12 protein-coding genes are annotated in these 17450 nt (G+C 51.2%); 6 read left to right on the forward strand and 6 right to left on the reverse strand.

Annotated elements, in window-relative coordinates; translation table 11 throughout:
• Positions 1-193 precede the first annotated feature (193 nt).
• Entirely contained in the window at positions 194-5371 is a 5178-nt protein-coding gene (locus tag G441_RS0105725) for a PAS domain-containing protein (protein ID WP_034474517.1), read from the forward strand.
• Positions 5372-5428: 57 nt separating this feature from the next.
• Here the strand turns inward: G441_RS0105725 and G441_RS19200 are convergent, their stop codons facing one another.
• The 5 genes from G441_RS19200 to G441_RS18050 all read right to left on the reverse strand — a co-directional run bounded on the left by G441_RS19200 (position 5429) and on the right by G441_RS18050 (position 10255).
• Positions 5429-6190: a substrate-binding periplasmic protein gene (locus G441_RS19200; RefSeq protein ID WP_051275377.1), complete on the reverse strand. Its 762-nt coding sequence runs from the start codon at positions 6188-6190 to the stop codon at positions 5429-5431.
• Between the two features lie 168 nt (positions 6191-6358).
• Complete coding sequence (locus tag G441_RS0105735; RefSeq protein ID WP_026375457.1) at positions 6359-7306, reverse strand: alpha/beta fold hydrolase; 948 nt, start codon at positions 7304-7306, stop codon at positions 6359-6361.
• A 62-nt stretch (positions 7307-7368) separates the two neighbouring features.
• Positions 7369-9414 carry a S9 family peptidase gene (locus tag G441_RS0105740; RefSeq protein ID WP_026375458.1) on the reverse strand — a complete coding sequence of 682 codons (2046 nt, stop codon included), beginning with the start codon at positions 9412-9414 and terminating at the stop codon, positions 7369-7371.
• A gap of 22 nt (positions 9415-9436) precedes the next feature.
• Positions 9437-9787, reverse strand: a complete 351-nt coding sequence (locus G441_RS0105745) for an Mpo1-like protein (RefSeq protein ID WP_026375459.1) — start codon at positions 9785-9787, stop codon at positions 9437-9439.
• A 75-nt stretch (positions 9788-9862) separates the two neighbouring features.
• Positions 9863-10255 carry a hypothetical protein gene (locus G441_RS18050; RefSeq protein WP_026375460.1) on the reverse strand — a complete coding sequence of 131 codons (393 nt, stop codon included), beginning with the start codon at positions 10253-10255 and terminating at the stop codon, positions 9863-9865.
• Between the two features lie 178 nt (positions 10256-10433).
• Here G441_RS18050 and G441_RS0105755 point away from each other — a divergent pair, with 178 nt between their 5' ends.
• The 5 genes from G441_RS0105755 (at position 10434) to prpF (ending at position 17104) form a co-directional block, all read left to right on the forward strand.
• Positions 10434-11120, forward strand: a complete 687-nt coding sequence (locus tag G441_RS0105755; RefSeq protein ID WP_026375461.1) for a GntR family transcriptional regulator — start codon at positions 10434-10436, stop codon at positions 11118-11120.
• Entirely contained in the window at positions 11117-11995 is an 879-nt protein-coding gene (gene prpB / locus G441_RS0105760; protein ID WP_026375462.1) for a methylisocitrate lyase, read from the forward strand. The genes G441_RS0105755 and prpB overlap by 4 nt, the downstream gene beginning before the upstream one ends.
• A gap of 19 nt (positions 11996-12014) precedes the next feature.
• Complete coding sequence (prpC, locus tag G441_RS0105765) at positions 12015-13139, forward strand: bifunctional 2-methylcitrate synthase/citrate synthase (protein WP_026375463.1); 1125 nt, start codon at positions 12015-12017, stop codon at positions 13137-13139.
• 63 nt (positions 13140-13202) lie between these two features.
• Complete coding sequence (gene acnD / locus G441_RS0105770) at positions 13203-15794, forward strand: Fe/S-dependent 2-methylisocitrate dehydratase AcnD (protein WP_026375464.1); 2592 nt, start codon at positions 13203-13205, stop codon at positions 15792-15794.
• Between the two features lie 134 nt (positions 15795-15928).
• Positions 15929-17104 carry a 2-methylaconitate cis-trans isomerase PrpF gene (gene prpF / locus G441_RS0105775; protein WP_026375465.1) on the forward strand — a complete coding sequence of 392 codons (1176 nt, stop codon included), beginning with the start codon at positions 15929-15931 and terminating at the stop codon, positions 17102-17104.
• 157 nt (positions 17105-17261) lie between these two features.
• On the opposite strand, the gene G441_RS0105780 is transcribed toward prpF, so the two are convergent.
• The coding region (locus G441_RS0105780) for a DUF3718 domain-containing protein (RefSeq protein ID WP_026375466.1) at positions 17262-17450 on the reverse strand (189 nt) is incomplete at its 5' end.

Consider the following 17450-nt stretch of genomic DNA (forward strand, 5'->3'; position numbering starts at 1 on the left):
CAAACTCTCACGTCTATGACGGTGTGATCCTGTTATACGCATCAGATATTCATCGTGTGTATAAAAACAGGTACCAAAAACTCTGTAAAATCATTTCATTAGCTATAGTTGTAGACAGTATTCTAAACAATGCCGTCACTATACGTTCTTAATTATGCTTAGAAATCGATTTCGTCTGCACAAAAAGACCAGGATGTTGTTATCACCTCTGGCGCTATTCACCTGCTTGTCCTTGCTATATGTCAGTCCTGCTTATGCGGTGGGGGACTGGTTAAAAGCCCAGCCTTCACTCACTGTTACGGCGATAGTCGGTGCCCTGACAGCACTGCTGTTGGTTGTGCTTATTCTGTTTTTTTCTGCGCGAGGAAAAGCGACGCGTGCGCTGCGCAACAGCGAAGACATGACATCGCAGCGTGATGAACAGGCGTCACTGTTGATGGGGTTAAGTACGGGGGTGCTGCATTTAGATTCGCAGCAGCACATTATTTATGCAAACCGGGTGGCGGCATACCTGTTTAACGCAAAACCAGAACAATTGCAGGGCAAGCGTCTGCAAGATCTGTTAAGCGATGAAGACGCACAGTACATCAGCCGTATCATTAGCAGCGGAGTATTCACGCGGCATCAGAGTTTTCTGCACGCTCGCAAACGGCATGTCGATTTTGGTGTCACGCCGAAGTTCAAATTGGTGCCCGGCATTGACACCGTGATCGTTATCGAAGATGTCACTGAGTTACAGGGGCAGGTTGATGATAAAAGCTCACAGCTCAGTGATACCGAACAGCTTCTTCGCGATGCCGACATAGGTAGACTCAAGGTTGATTTTGAACATGATCAGGTCGACACAGACGATACATTTGAGACGCTGATTGGTGAACTGTCAGAAAAACTGGATGGCAGTCTCAATACGCTGCGGCAGGTTATCGGCGATAAAGATCTGGTGCATTGGAACAAGGCTGTAGAAGAAGCCCGCCAAGGGCAGCCTATTGACCTTAAATGCCGCATTAAAACCGTCACGGGTGATGTACTTTGTCAACTGTCCAGCACCGCGACTCTGGCTGATGAGGAAGGTAAGGTTCAGCACATCCATATCGCCGTATTGCCACAGAATGAGTTAGCTGAGGCTCAGCAGCGTATCGATCAGCTAAGTCAACGAATCAAACACTTGTTGGTTGCGTTGCCTTCTGCGGTCTATGTGGTTGATGAAGAACAGCAGCTAACCGAATGCAACGCGGCATTTGAAAAAATGTTTGCTACCAAGCTCAGCAAAATAGAGGGACAACCTGTTACTGAATTAAGCTGCTTTGCTGAGCAGATAAAAGCGCTGCACAGTACTAAAGAAACGCAACGATTCAGCGTATCCTCGGCCAAAGGCCGGGAAGTGCAGTGCGAACTTGCTAATGGCAAGCAGGCCACCCTGAGATTTCATTTGAAGCCGTATAAAAGCGCGGTCGATAACCGTGGTGGCACCATCGTCATTGTAGAGGACATTAGTGAGCTGCGCGAGGCTGAAGCGATTGCAGAGATGGAACAAAAACGCTTTTCCAATCTCATTGATCTGGCTCCATTGGGTATCGCTATTATCGATCAGAACGACCATATCACTCGCGCCAACCTGACATTGCAGGAGCGCCTGGGGCTGAACGAAAAAGAGCTGGCCGAACAGGATTTCTATCAGCTGTTTTATGACCCCAGTAACGCGGGCAAAGCCGCGCGCAATCTTCACTCCAGCGGTCGTCTGAGAGATTTTCAGGCAACCTTAAAAGGCAAGGGCGGCGTTATGCATCCCAGCGAATTGCAGATTGACCTGTTTGACCGACAGGCACAAAGCTATTTGTGCTGGGTTGCCGATACCAGTGATAAGCAATTCCAGGTAGACAAATTCGACAACCTGTTGGAGCACTCCGGTGTCCCTATGGCGGTGCTGTCCACCGACGGATTCACACGCATCAATCCCGCCGCCTGTGAGTTCTTTGCACTTGACCGTGAGCAGCAGCTTTTGGGTAAGTACCCTTACGAAGAAAGTATCAACGTTGGCCATGATGAAGTCATCCAGCTTAAGGCCAAAATTGAACAGGTAGAACTTACCGGACGGGCTCAAACCATGCCGTGGGAGTTTATTCTGGACGGCTCTACGTTGCCTTGTCAGGCAACCTATGTGCCTATGTTCAGAGGTCGTGAATTAGAGTCGGTATTGTGTATATGGATGGACATGCGCGCCCTGACTGAGGCCGACAAAGCTCGACAGGAAGCACTCAGCAAAGCCCAACAGGCCGAGCAGGAAGCGTCAGAAAAGCTGCAAATGCTCAAGAGCAGCCAACAGGAGCTTGCCAGCAAGGCTAAATCACTGGCCGAAACCGAGTCGCAACTGCAGGCGGCTAAGCAGGACCTTACTGAGAAGCAAAGTCAGATAAGTGACCTGCAGCAGGCTCACGATGAAATGACCGCTAATCTGGAAAAACTGCAGGGTGACTACACCCAAAGTCGTGAAATGCTGGCCGCAGAACAGGCCAATAATGCGGAGCTCGAGGCCCAGTTAGAGCAGAGTACAGCTAAAGTCAGTGGCCTTGAGAAACAGCGCAATCAGATTGCCGATGCACTGCAAAATAGCGAAAAGCAATTCCAACGTGCCAAACAACAGCTGGCAGAGAGTGAGCAAACGACCAAGCGTCTCGAGCTGGAACGTGAAGAACAAAAACAGCAGCTGCAGCAATATGCCGATCAAATCGATAGCCTGAAGTCGGATATACAAAGTAAAGATCAGCAGATTCATGACGTAAGCGGTCAAATCAGTCATCTGCAATCGCAGTTGGCCAGCTCCAGCCAGACCAGTGACAAACTTAAGCAGGCCCTGATCAATCAGCGTAAAGCCAGTGAACAGGCTGAAAAGCAGCGCCGTGAATTAGAGCAGGCATGGCGACTTGCAGAGTCTGAAGCGACTAACAAAGCCAGACATATCGAACACTTGCAGCACGAAATGCACAAGTTTGAAGAGCTTTCGAATCAGCAAAAAGGCGATCTGGAGCAGCAGCAACAGGCACTGCAGGAGGAGCTGGAAGCTAAACAGCGTCAACTGCAGGAAACCATGCAGGCATTAGAGGCATCGAAGCGCGAGTCTGAGCAGGAGAAGGCTGAGAAAGAGGCACAGCGCCAGCACTTTGAGAAGCTGCAAGCTGAGATCCAGGAAGCAGAGCGACGGGCTGAAGAGCAACAGGCGCAAATGGCTGAAGCGGACAAAAAGTGGCAGCAACAGCAACAGGCATTGCAAAGCGAGCTGGCAGATAAGCAAAACAAATTACTCGAAACCGAGAAGGTGTTGCTTGAAGCACAGCGTCAATCAGAGAAAGAAAAGGCTGAAAAAGAGGCGCAGCAACGTTTCCTCGAACAGCTGAAGGCTGAGATGGCGGAAGTTGAAAAACGTACCGCTGAGCAGCAGGCCCAGATCGCCGAAGCCGAACAGCGTTATCAGCAGCAACAGCAGGAACTGCAGCGGGAGCTGGAAGAGAAGCAGCGCCGTTTGCAGGAAACCGAGCAGGGACTGCTAGCGGCGCAGAAGCAGGCAGAAGCTGACAAGGCGGAAAGGGCTAAACAGCAGGAAATATTCGACAAACTGAAGTCAGAATTACAGGAAGTTGAAAAGCGCACCAGTGAACAGGAACGCAAGCATGAAGAATCAGATGAGCAGTGGCAGCAGCGACAGCGTGCACTTCAGCAGGAGCTGGAAAACAAACAGCAACAGCTAGCCAAAGCACAGTCTGATATTGAAGATACCCGTCGTCAGGCTGAACAGGAGCGTGAAGAAAAAGCGCGCCAGCAGCAAATATTCGACAAGCAAAAGGCCGAACTGGCAGAGCTGGAAAAACGCACGGAAGAGCAGCAGCGCAAAATGGCGGAAAGTGATCAGCACTGGCGTGAAACTCAGGCCGCTATGCAGCAGGAACTTGAAGCCAAGCAACAGCAGCTGGCTGATGCACAGGCCAAGTTGGAAGAAAATGAGCGACAGGCTGAAGCAGAGAGAGCAGAGAAAGAGCGCCAGCAGCAGATATTTGAGCAGTTGAAGGCGGAGCTACAAGAAGTAGAAAGTCGCTCTAATGATCAGCAACGCCGTATGGCCGAAACGGATGACGAATGGCAGCAGCGTCAGCAGCAGATGCAACAAGAGCTGGAAGCTAAACAGCAGGAGTTGTTGGATGCACGCACCCGTCTGGAGGAAAACCAGCGTCAGTCTGACGAAGAGAAACTGGCGAGGCTGGCTCAGCAGAAAAAACTCGAACAGTTAAAAGTAGAGCTTTCAGACGTCGAGCTAAGAGCCACCAAACAGAAAGAGATGATGGAAGGCAGCGACGAACAGTGGCGACAGCATCGTGAAGAAATTGAGCAGCAGAAAGCTCAATTGCAGAAAGCACTGGAAGAAGCCAAACGTCAGAATGAAGCGATGCAAAGTAAGCTGAAAGGATCGCTTTCTGAGCTTAAGCAGGCCGAAAGTCAGGTTAATGAAACACGCTCGGCTGAACAAAAGCTACAGGATGAATTAAATGCCGCCAAGCACGAGGCTGAAGAGTTGCAGAAGCGCCTCAAACAGCAGGAAAAACAGGAACTGGCGCTACAACAGCAACTTGCCGAGCAACAAAAGGCATTGCAGGCACGCGAAGCGAATATCAATAACCTGGAATCTGCACAGAAACAGTTAACGGAAAAACTGCGTTCTGTCCAGAACGAATACCAGCAGACTAAAGCGTCGCTGAGCAAGCAGGATAACAGTCAGTCTGAACTGGCTGAGCAGTTGAAAACACTGGAGCAGGAGCTCCAGCAGAGTAAACAGCAACTGACCAGTAAAGAACAGGCCCTGGTAAATGCACAGCAGCAGCTTCAGAGCAGCAAGTCAGCGCTCAAAGAGCAGGAGCAGGCTCTGGTTGCAGCGCATAAGGAAGAGTTAAAGCAGGCTCAGCAAATGGCCAAACAGGCCGAAGGAGGAACGCCGTCAGATGCTAAGCCGATACCTGAGTTTGCCAAGCAGGAAATGCCGGATAGTCCTGAAATCTGGTTCGACTTACTGCCATACTTACAGAAGAATCCACATGCTGGATCGCTCGCTCAGGCACTGACAAAGTTAATGGATGAGCTGGAAACGTGCACCAACGCACTGGACGATGCGGTGCAAAACGAAAACCTCGGGCCGCTGGTGACCAATGGTAAGAACATGCTGAAACTGGCCCAGCGCATTAACTCAGAGCCTCTGATTGATATGGCGACGCGCCTGGAGGCCGATGCCACCGGCCGCAATATCGACAGTATAAGTATTTTCTGGCCCACCTTTAAGCGTGCGCTAATGAGCACGTTGCGGGTGATCTACTCGCATGTGAATGGTTAGATGTGATTTTTGTGCGGACTTTTTTGTGAGAGATGTATGGTGGTTTCAGTTCTGATGCTAATCAGCTTGGTTTTGGAGCAATCCATATTTGCTGAAGATACGCTGTTTAATGCGGTCTAGCTCGCCAGATTCAGTCAGTTCGAGCAGCCTGGCATCAACACGACTGAGTATGTTCTGGTGAGGTGAGTGTTGAGATATAAACAAATGCCATTGCACCTGCTCAATAACCGGCGATGTAAGGGTCACAAGCTGCTCGGAAAGTCCCAGTTGTTGGGCTTGATACCGCACGATTTCAGCTTGCTCAACATAAATATCGGCGCGTAGTTCTGTGAGCATTTCAGGGATACGCCATGCCTCGGTTACTTGTGTCGCATTGCGCCAGTGCTGGAAGTTAGCAATATGCCAGCCTGAGCCACGCATAAAAACAAGCGCGAGCTTTTTCGCAAAGGTATCTAAATCCGCTTTTGTTGATATGCCGAGAATGTCTTGCAGATAAGGATTATTGTTGGCCGTGTGAATGACCATATCCGTGGTGTAAAACGGAATGGAAGTGCGCTCAGTATATCGCTCTCGTTCTGGTGTTACGACGGTAAAAAAACCGTCCATGTCTCCCTCTTCTACCAGCAGCTGGCAACGTTTCCACGGGCACGTCACGTGTTTTACCCTTAGACCCAACTGAGCGGAGAGGATCTCATCGACAAAGTCGACCTGTAACCCCACTGCTTTGCCGTCCTGCTCCCACACGAAGGGTTTGTAAGCATCGCTATAGACGATTGAAATGGTGTCACTGGCACGCACAAGATGCGTGAAAAGCAACATAAAACATGCCAGGACTACATAACATGAGCGAGAATGCTTATCGATGCAACGGAATGGTACTGCCAATGCTAACCCACTACCTAAAAAGTACGCTGAGCGATAGTTTAACCCACTCTTGTCATTTACGCTTCTACGGCAAGACGTGTTATACGCAATTCGCGACAGCGCTTACTGTAAAAAGGCTTGCACCGGAACTACGGTGCGTTGCGGGTCTTCCTCATGCGGAACATGGCCAAGTTCATTAAAGATGACTAGCTCATTATTCGGAATTTCTTCGGCAAAGCGGTGAGCGAATTTAAGCGGGATAAGTTTATCCTTCGCGCCCCAAATGATCAGGGTGGGTTGCGTAATCGTGGGCACTTTGTCAGCCAAAGGCCCTGGCTTGGTTTGCACGAATCTCTGTGCCAGAGCGGCCCGATTACCTTCACGCTGGGTGAGCTCGTAATAACGTTCTATCACATCATCACTGACCTTGTCTGGATCGCCATACACATTTTTCACACTTCTGGCGATCAGCCACCTCGGAAGGAAGTTGGTCAACACGGACTTAGCCAGTTTGTTCTGGCTTAACTTGAACGCCAGCGGGACTGACTCAGCGTCATAGGGGTATCCACTGGCATCCACCAACACCAGTTTATTCACTCGCGTGTCAAACATTACGGCCGTTGCCCAGGCAATGTAACCACCTAAAGAATTACCAGCCAGGGTTGCCCGCTCAATATTCAGCGCGTCCATCAGCGCAATAACCACCTGTGCATATCGCTCAATGGTGTAATTATTATCAGGCGCTGGACCCGTCAGTCCAAAGGCGGGTAAATCAAACCGAATCACTCTGTGCTGATTTTTCAATTCGTCAGTCCAGCCGTCCCAGGTATGCAGGCTGGCACCAGTGCCATGGATCAGAATAATGGGAGTATCATCCTGTTTGGGTCCTTCATCCCTGACATGTACCTGCATGCCCGCCACCTCAATAAACTGTGAGGGCGAGGCGGCCCAACGCTCGGTTAGCTCACTGACAGGCTTATCCGGCATTTTTTGTGTCTGGATATAAATCAACAGGGCAGCGATAAGCGCCACCATCACTGTAACGACGATTTTGAGTGTCTTAACGAGCATACATCGGGCCACGTTTGTTTTGAAAAGTGCCGATCAATACGCTGATCGGCACGGATGGTTTACTAACGGGTTTTATATCGCTCAAACCAGGCGATGATATTACCGACTTTCTGGATAAGATGGCTGGGACGTCCAGCGATGCCATGCGGCGCACCGGGGATACGCACCATACCCGCATCAACACCTTTTAGGCGCAGTGCCTGATAATATTGCTCGGACTCACTGATAGGCGTGCGATAGTCCGCCTCACCGGTGAGTAGTAACGTTGGTGTGGTGACGTTACCTACCAAAGACAACGGCGAATGTTGCCAAAGGTGGTCGGCAATCTCCCAGGGCATACCTGGCATCCAGTACTGACTGAAATACGGATACGCATCGGCAGTCAGCGCAAAACTCATCCAGTTGATCACAGGCTTGGCTACAACTGCTGCCTTAAAGCGGTTAGTTTTACCAATACTCCACGCCGTCAGGACACCACCGCCCGAGCCGCCAGTAATGAACAGGTTGTCCTTATCGACCGGCAGTTTTTCGATGGCCGCGTCTACCACATCCATCAGATCGTTATAATCTTCTGACGGGTAGTTGTGATGAATAGTATTACCGAACTCCATACCGTAGGATGAGCTACCCCGCGGATTGGCCCACACTACAATGTAGCCTTGCTGTGCCATCAGCTGTATTTCCGGGCTGAACTGCGGGCCGTAGGCGGCATGAGGCCCGCCATGGATCTCCAGAATGAGTGGGTAACGCTTTCCCTGTTCCGCGTTAGGTGGCAACGCATACCACGACTCAATAGTACGTTCATCGACGCTTGACGTCACTGGCATCGCGCCTACGTCCGCCAGGCGTTTATGGCCAAGAAGATCGCGGTTTAATCGGGTAAGCTGGCGCGTTTCTCCATCGCTATATAATTCCAGATCGGCAGGCGCAATCGGGTCGTGTTTGGTAAAAACGATGTCGTTGCGGCTGCTTAGCGCAAACTGCCCGGACGTATAGGGACGGCCCATTGACTGGCCACCCAGGCTTAAGTCCATGCCGCTGATCTTGCCGCGCAGATCAACATTTGCCAGCCGGCTGTGGCCGCGGTCAATATATTGGAAGACCAGTGAACGGCTATCTTCACGCCAAGCAAACTGTCCGATATTGCGATCCAGCGAGGTAGTGAGCAGTTTGACGTCACCACCGTCGAGCGGCATGACGGCAAGGTGACCAATTTGATAAGCGAGCTTTTTATCTGGCGTGTGTCTGAAGGCCAGATATTTGCCGTCCGGGCTCAGCACCGGATTACTCTCCGGTCCCACCAGTGAGGTAACCTGTGTGGTGTTGCCACTGCTCAGGTCAATGCGATAGATATCGGATACCAGTGGCTGGCGAGCGTAATCGGCACTGGGGTTGGCACTGTAATACAGTGCGCTGTCGTCCGCACTCCAGGCGATCGCGCCACCGTGAGGATAATCCCCAAAGGTCACCTGTCTGGGTGTGCCGCCTTCTACCGGCAGTACATAAATCTGATTAAAACCTGCGTCCAGATAGCCTCTGCCATCTGCCCGATAGCGCGTACGCTCAATGTAGGTTGCAGTTGGAGCCCAGTTTGCGCCATCCGGTTTAGCCGGCATGTCCTTAAACAGCGTTTCTGGTTTACTTGGCGTAAATACGGTCATGGCCAACTGTGAGCCGTCATTCGACCAGGCCAGAGAGGAGGGCGCATATTGTAAGTTCGTTAGTTTGGCCGTTACGCCGGTATCCATATAGCGGACAAACAGCTGTGTGCCTTCATCCGAATTGGAAATATACGCGAGTTTGCTGCCATCCGGTGAAAACCGCGCCTGACGGTAGCTGTCGCTGCCGGTCAACAGCGGCCGGTGTTGCTGATCCGTCAGGTCAAGGTGCCACAGATTGCTATTCACACGGTCGTTCATGATGTTCATGCTGCGACGCTCATACACCAGACTGGTGCCATCAGGATGAAATTGTGGTGCGGCAGCATATTCGAGCTGAAATACGTCGTTATAGGTGAAATATTTGTGCTGTTCTGACTGCTGGGCTGAGACGGCAGCAGACAATAACGTCGCTGCTACAGCCGCGGTCACTCGGGCCAATACTTTCATGATGGACTCTCCGGATTTATTTTTATTCTTGTGGCGCTGAATGCGTCAGTGAAATATTGCCGACCAGGATATCTTTAAACATCACCCAGTCTCCCATCAGACTGTAGATGGGGTGTTTAAACGTTGCCGGTTTATTGTGTTCAAAAAAGAAATGTCCGACCCAGGCAAAACCATAGCCGACCAGTGGTATAAACCACAGTAGATGCCAGTTAGTGGTGTACACCGCTAACGCTATCACACCAAGCACCAGCCAGGAGCCAATGAAGTGCAGCAATCGGCAGGTGGCGTTACTGTGTTCATTCAGATAATAAGGATAGAACTCACTAAAGCTGCTGAAGCCTTGCTTGCTGTCAGTAGAGTCGTTTGTTGCCATGTGTTATCAATCCAGTGTTGCTTTATTTTCTATCTATTCTGCCATGCTTTTAACGTTTAATTAACTTAACAGCATTTATGATTGTCCATTCAACAAATCACGAAGACGTTTCTCAGCCAGCTCGGCAGGACTCAGCTGCTGGTTTTCCTCTGAATCGCTGTTGCTGTCTGGTTGATCACCGAATAATTCGGCCAGTTTGGCTTTGGCCTCGGCGGATTTGTCTTGTCCAGAAGGACGTACTTTTTGAGACGGTGTAAAATAATCGCAGAAATTGGCTCTTTCCCTATCACTCACCCATTCAGCGCGGTCTTCATTGCAGCTGCCGCGCCCGTCATCGCAAAAGTGCTGGCACATTCTGCAGCTGTGTAAGTCTGTGTGACAGCTAGTGCATATCTCGCGTCGTGACAGGGGTAATAGAATGTCATTCAGGGTGGCGCCGCATTGCCAACAAGTAAAGGTATTGCTCATAACGAAAAGCCTACTCACATTGTGTGTTGATCAGCTTAGTTCATGTAGCCTAAGGTTTTCATGCTAATTACGACATTAGTCTCAGATTGTCGACAATATCAGCGTTTTGATTTGACGAACTGTTAATTCATGACTATATTGTCGACACTTTTTGCAGAGTGGATGACTAAAGCCTGTCATGAGTGTACTTCTCGAACAGCCGATAACCTCGTCAGATAAGACCTTTTATCGGTTGCGTAAGGACATCGTGGAAGGGCAGATCTGTGCAGGAAGCAAGCTCAGTGAGACGGAATTGTCGACAAAGTATCAGGTCAGTCGCGCGGTAGTACGTGAGGCCATCAACCGACTGGAGACCTGTAACCTGGTTGAGCGCAAGCCTAATATTGGCGCCAGAGTGGTGTCGTTATCGTCAGAGGGACTTATCGAGCTCTATCAGGTGCGAGAAGCATTAGAAGGAATGGCGGCGCGCCAGGCGGCACGCAATATGACCGATCAAGATATCGCTGATCTCAACGCGCTCCTAACCAGTCACTCAGCGAAAGTCAAAGACGGCCAGTCATATTATCAGGAAGCCGGTGACGTCGATTTCCATTACCGCATTATACAGGGCAGCAAAAACCAGCATCTTATTGCGCTGCTGATTAATGGCATTTACCACCTGGTACGCATGTATCGGGTCCAACTCGGAATGGCTGGTCCGCGAGTGACGACCGCCTTTGATGAGCATCGTAATATCGTACAGGCAATCTCCAATCGTGACGAAGAGCTGGCTGAAATGCTGATGCGGCGACACATTCTCTATTCGATGAACAACATTCAACGCAAATTGCAACAAACTGAATCTAACCAAGAGGAACGATCATGAGTGCAGGAAAACGATTTCGGCAGGCGCTTGTCGACAACAAGCCCCTACAGATTGTCGGCACCATCAATGCCTACGCAGCAATGATGGCCGAGAAAATTGGCCACAAGGCGATATACCTGTCTGGTGGCGGTGTGGCAAACGCATCATATGGTTTACCTGACCTGGGCATGACGTCCCTAAACGATGTACTGGTAGACGTGCAGCGTATCACTGCTGCATGCGACTTACCCTTACTGGTTGATATTGATACCGGTTGGGGTGGGGCGTTTAACATCGCCAAGACCATAAAAGACATGCAGAACGCGGGTGCTGCCGCAGTGCACATGGAAGACCAGGTCGCACAAAAACGCTGTGGTCACCGACCGGGTAAAGAAGTGGTGTCAATTGAAGAGATGGTCGATCGTATCAAGGCCGCGGTTGATGCACGAACTGACTCTGACTTCTTTATTATGGCCCGCACAGATGCGTTTGCGCAGGAAGGGTTGGAGCGTGCGCTTGAGCGTGCACAAGCTTATGTTGACGCCGGCGCGGACGGAATTTTTGCCGAAGCCGTACAAACTGAAGAGCACTATAGGGCGTTCAGTGACGCGCTGGACGTGCCGATTTTGGCCAACATTACCGAATTTGGTAAGACAGAGCTGTGGAATACTAAACAGCTTGGCGAGTGGGGCGCTGACATGGTGCTGTATCCTCTGAGTGCCTTCCGCGCCATGAACAAAGCGGCAGAAAACGTGTATCAGCATATCCTCAATGATGGTGATCAGAAGGCTGTGGTCGATTCGATGCAGACACGCATGGAGCTTTATGACTATCTTGGGTACCACGACTACGAGCAAAAATTAGACAGCCTGTTTGCGCAGGGTAAGAACAAATAAGAACTGGAGGACATTCTCAATGGCTAAAGTACTCTCTGGCGCAGGCCTGCGCGGACAAGTAGCGGGTAAAACCGCATTATCAACAGTAGGTAAATCGGGCTCTGGACTGACGTATCGAGGATATGACGTAAAAGATCTGGCGGAAAACTGTCAGTTTGAAGAAGTTGCCTACCTGATCCTGAAAGGCAAGTTACCTAACCAGGCTGAGCTGGACGCTTATAAAGCAAAACTAAAGAGTCTGCGAGGATTACCGCAGGCGCTGAAAGACGTATTAGAGCGCATTCCAGCCGACGCGCACCCTATGGACGTAATGCGCACCGGTTGCTCCATGTTGGGTAACCTGGAAATGGAAACGGATTTTGCGCAGCAGCAGGACGTGACTGACCGCATGCTAGCCTGTTTCCCAAGTATCATTTGCTACTGGTATCGCTTCTCGCACGACGGCGTGCGTATTGATGTGGAAACCGATGATGATTCAATTGGTGCGCATTTCCTGCATCTGCTGCACGGCAAAAAGCCCAATGCGCTGCATGAAAAGGTCATGCACGTCAGTTTGATCCTGTATGCCGAGCATGAATTCAATGCGTCGACCTTTACTGCGCGCGTTTGCGCATCAACTCTGTCTGATATGCATTCATGCATAACCGGCGCGATTGGTTCTCTGCGCGGCCCTCTGCACGGCGGTGCGAACGAAGCGGCGATGGACATGATTGAAAAATTCACGTCGGCTGACGATGCCGAAGAGAAAATGATGGGCATGCTTGAGCGCAAAGAGAAGATAATGGGCTTTGGTCATGCGATCTACTCAGAGTCAGATCCGCGTAATGAAATCATCAAAGGCTGGTCTGAAAAGCTCGCTCAGGAAGTGGGTGATACTGTGCTTTATCCCGTGTCTGTGCGCTGTGAAGAAGTTATGTGGCGTGAGAAAAAACTGTTCTGCAATGCTGATTTCTTCCACGCTTCTGCCTATCACTTTATGAATATTCCGACCAAGCTATTCACACCGATCTTTGTGATGTCACGATTGACCGGCTGGGCTGGCCATGTGATGGAGCAGCGTGCTGATAACCGCATCATTCGTCCTTCTGCCGAATACACCGGTGAAGAATTGCGTCCTGTAACGCCAATGGCAGAGCGCGTTTAATAGTATTGACGGCTGCTCATCTGAGCAGCCTTTTTATTTCCCAATCGTCGAGGTGACGTTCACATGAATACCACCCATAGAAAGCCCTTACCGGGCACTAAACTGGACTATTTTGATACCCGCGAAGCGGTAGATGCCATAAAACCAGGTGCCTACGACACGCTTCCTTATACGTCTCGTGTACTGGCGGAAAACCTGGTGCGCCGCTGCGCACCGGAAGAATTAAATGAATGCCTGACGCAGCTCATTGAACGTAAACGTGAGCGAGATTTTCCATGGTTTCCCGCCCGCGTGGTGTGTCATGACATTCTTGGTCAGACTGCGCTGGTGGATCTGGCCGGTCTGCGCGATGCCATTGCAGAGAAAGGCGGCGATCCTGCCAAAGTAAATCCGGTAGTGCCCACACAGTTGATTGTCGATCACTCGTTGGCGGTAGAACACGCAGGCTTTGAAAAGAATGCGTTTGAGAAAAACCGTGCCATTGAGGAACGTCGCAACGAGGACCGTTTCCATTTTATCAACTGGACGAAAACGGCATTTAAAAATGTCGATGTGATCCCGCCGGGTAACGGCATCATGCACCAAATCAATCTGGAGAAAATGTCGCCGGTCGTGCAGGTACGTGACGGCGTCGCGTTCCCCGATACGCTGGTGGGTACAGACAGTCACACGCCAATGGTTGATGCCTTGGGTGTCATTGCGGTGGGTGTCGGCGGTCTGGAAGCTGAAAGCGTGATGCTGGGACGTGCATCCTACATGCGTTTACCGGATATTATTGGCGTAGAGCTGAAAGGCAAATTACAGCCTGGCATTACTGCTACCGACATGGTGCTGGCACTGACTGATTTCCTGCGTAAAGAACGTGTTGTGTCAAGCTATCTGGAATTCTTTGGTGAAGGCGCCAGCACGCTCACGCTGGGCGATCGTGCCACGATTTCCAATATGACACCGGAATACGGCGCCACGGCTGCAATGTTCTACATTGATGAGCAGACCATTGAATACCTGACCCTGACGGGAAGGGATGCAGAGCAGGTCAAGCTGGTTGAACACTATGCCAAACACACTGGGCTGTGGGCTGATGATCTGGCAACTGCTCAATACGAGCGCGTATTGACCTTTGATCTGTCTGCTGTTGAACGCACCATGGCGGGCCCATCTAATCCTCATGCCAGTTTGCCGGTCAGTCAGTTGGCATCACGTGGTATCGCCGCAAAATACCAGGAGACCGAAGGGCAAATGCCCGATGGGGCCGCCATTATCGCGGCCATCACCAGTTGTACCAATACCAGTAATCCGCGCAATATGATTGCCGCAGGACTTATCGCGCGCAACGCCGTGGCAAAAGGATTGGCACGCAAACCTTGGGTTAAGACCTCGTTGGCACCGGGCTCTAAGGCAGTACAGTTGTACCTGCAAGAAGCCGGACTATTACCTGAACTGGAAAAACTCGGCTTTGGCGTGGTGGCGTTTGCCTGTACGACCTGTAATGGTATGAGTGGTGCGCTGGATCCTGTTATTCAGCAGGAAATTATAGATCGGGACCTGTATGCAGTCGCGGTACTTTCCGGTAACCGTAACTTCGACGGTCGCATCCACCCCTATGCTAAACAGGCGTTTCTTGCATCACCACCTCTGGTTGTCGCGTACGCCATTGCCGGCTCTATCCGCTTTGATATCGAAAAAGACCCATTGGGCACAGATGCTGATGGAACCCCTGTGTATCTGAAAGACATCTGGCCGAGTGACGAAGAAATCGATGCTGTGGTCAAACAAAGCGTCAAGCCTGAGCAGTTCCGTAAGGTCTACGAGCCAATGTTCGATATTCGACAGGATACTGGCGCTGCGATCAGTCCGCTTTATGAGTGGCGTGAAATGAGTACCTATATTCGTCGTCCTCCGTATTGGGAAGGTGCTTTGGCGGGCGAGCGTGCGCTTAAAGGGATGCGCCCTTTGGCCGTGCTCGGTGACAACATCACAACCGACCATTTGTCTCCGTCCAATGCCATACTGCCAAGCAGTGCAGCAGGTGAATATCTGGCCAAGATGGGATTACCAGAAGAGGACTTTAACTCTTATGCTACGCACCGCGGTGACCACCTGACGGCGCAGCGTGCGACCTTTGCTAACCCTAAACTGTTCAATGAAATGGTGACGGAAAATGGCGAAGTGAAGCAGGGCTCACTGGCAAGAGTTGAGCCTGAAGGCAAAGTGATGCGCATGTGGGAGGCGATTGAAACCTACATGGACCGCAAGCAGCCTCTGATTATTATTGCAGGCGCTGACTATGGTCAGGGTTCAAGCCGTGACTGGGCGGCCAAAGGCGTAAGACTGGCCGGTGTGGAAGCGATTGTTGCCGAAGGGTTTGAACGTATTCACCGTACCAACCTTATTGGTATGGGTGTATTACCGCTGGAGTTTAAGCCAGGCACCACTCGCAAGACTGTGGGCATTGATGGCACCGAGACCTTTGATGTGCTCGGTGAGCGTACGCCAGGCGCGACGCTGACATTGATTGTCCATCGTAAAGATGGCTCAAGCATCGAAGTACCAGTGACCTGTCGCCTGGATACGTTTGAAGAGGTGTCAATCTACGAGGCGGGTGGGGTGCTGCAGCGCTTTGCCAAGGACTTCCTCGAGGCGGAAAATGCATAGATTCCCGCCTTCGCGGGAATGACAAAAGCGTTGTCATGCCCGCGTCTAAGTTGTCATGCCCGCGCAGGCGGGCATCTAAAAGACAAACGTCATGCCCGCGTAAGCGGGCATCTAACCCAGCACAGGAGCTAAACATGTCCGTGCCACAAATTCGAATACCCGCCACCTATATGCGCGGCGGTACCAGCAAAGGCGTATTCTTTAACCTTGCTGATTTACCTGATGCGGCCAAAGTGCCGGGACAAGCCCGTGATGCGCTGTTACTGCGCGTTATCGGCAGCCCCGACCCGTACGCCAAACACACCGATGGCATGGGCGGTGCCACATCCAGTACCAGCAAAACCGTGATTGTCAGCAAAAGCGAGCGGGACGACCATGATATCGATTACTTGTTTGGTCAGGTATCGATAGATAAGCCGTTCGTCGACTGGAGCGGTAACTGTGGCAACTTATCTGCTGCCGTTGGACCGTTTGCCGTGCACGCCGGCCTGATAGACCGCGATAGCATTCCGCACAATGGCACCCTGACGGTAAAGATTTGGCAGGTGAACATACAGAAAACCATCATTGCCCATATCCCCATCGTCGATGGTCAGGTGCAGGAAACCGGTGACTTTGAACTGGACGGTGTGACCTTTCCTGCTGCCGAAGTGCCCGTTGAATTCGTCGACCCTGCAGATGGTGAAGGGGCACTATTCCCTACTGGCAATATCGTTGATGACATCACCGTGCCTAAGTTTGGCACCATTAAAGCGACACTCATCAACGCGGGAATACCCACCATTTTTGTTAATGCCGAAGATATTGGCTATACCGGCACTGAACTGCAGGATGATATCAACGGCGATAGTGCAGCGCTTGAACAGTTCGAGTCAATGCGCGCGATTGGCGCAGTGAAGATGGGGTTGATCAACTCGGTTGAAGAGGCCGCAACCCGTCAGCATACACCCAAAATTGCGTTTGTGAGCAAGCCTGCACGCTATCGCGCGTCGAGCGGTAAAGACATAGGCGCTCAGGATATCGATGTGTTGGTGCGTGCGCTATCCATGGGTAAATTGCATCATGCCATGATGGGTACCGCTGCTGTGGCTATCGGCACCGCTGCGGCTATTCCGGGCACGCTGGTGAATCTGGCTGCTGGTGGCGGAGAGCGAGAGAAAGTCACATTCGGTCATCCCTCTGGTACCTTAACCGTGGGCGCCAAAGCTGTGCTCGATAATGGCGATTGGAAAGTCGCTAAGGCTATTATGAGTCGCAGCGCGCGCATACTAATGGAAGGGTGGGTAAGAGTGCCGGGCGACTGTTTCTGAACCCGATGCTCAAAATAAGAAACGGCCTCAAGGGAGGCCGTATCTCAATGGCGGGGTGTTGAAGCCCGCCTACCATGTTGAACTGTGTGTCCGTCTAGCAACATGACGTTCAAAGTGTGTGCAACGAGTCTCCGTTCGTTGCCAGGGCGGTATCTGCTTAGATTCGCTCCTGAATAACAGCGTGGATAGGTGAGCCTTCAAGGCCCTGCTCTGAAATCCACGCTTGCAGTGTTTTTCCATCCTGCTCTGGCTCGTCCAGGGCAGACTTAGGCATTTTCTTCACTAACAGCTCGCCAGTTTCAACCGCGTTGTTCAGCATTGCTGTGCGGATAAGGCTGTTGCCACC

The organism is Aestuariibacter salexigens DSM 15300 (genome assembly GCF_000429145.1).
Lineage (GTDB): Bacteria > Pseudomonadota > Gammaproteobacteria > Enterobacterales > Alteromonadaceae > Aestuariibacter > Aestuariibacter salexigens.